The following is a 468-nucleotide window of genomic DNA, read 5'->3' as shown; positions in this document are numbered from 1 at the left end:
CCAATTGTCGAGCCCGCCGGCAAGGACGAAGCCAGCGTTTTGATACGCACATTGGCGACCATGCAGCGCGATTTGCGCAACATGATTGACGTGGTCCGGCGCAACGCTCACGGCGTCAGTGGCATGAGCGAGCAGCTCAGCCAGGGCTGCCATCAGGTCGCCGACAGCAGCCAGCAGCAAAGCGTTGCCGCCGGCACCATGGCGGCCGCCGCCAGCCAGATGACCGCCAGTATCGAAGAAATCACCCGCCACGCCGAACGTGCCCTGAGCATGTCCAATCAGGCCGAAAACCTGGCCAAGGAGGGTGGCGGGGTGATTCATCAAGTGGTCAGCGACATGGATGGCATCGCCCGCTCGGCACAGCAGTCGGCGCAAGTGATCCGCACGCTGGATCAGGAATCCGAGGCAATCTTCAACATCATTCAGGTGATCAAGAGCATCGCCGACCAGACCAACCTGCTGGCGCTC

At 62.0% G+C, this 468-nt stretch carries 1 protein-coding gene; it reads left to right on the top strand.

Going from position 1 to position 468, the window contains the following annotated elements:
• On the top strand, positions 1–468 hold a 468-nt coding region (locus tag J5M71_RS28010), incomplete at both ends, for a methyl-accepting chemotaxis protein (RefSeq protein WP_207838833.1).

The sequence above is a fragment of the Pseudomonas sp. 43(2021) genome (assembly GCF_017490805.1).
GTDB lineage: Bacteria > Pseudomonadota > Gammaproteobacteria > Pseudomonadales > Pseudomonadaceae > Aquipseudomonas.
Note: the sequence above shows the minus strand (reverse complement) of the source record. Positions and strands in the feature narration are given on the sequence as shown.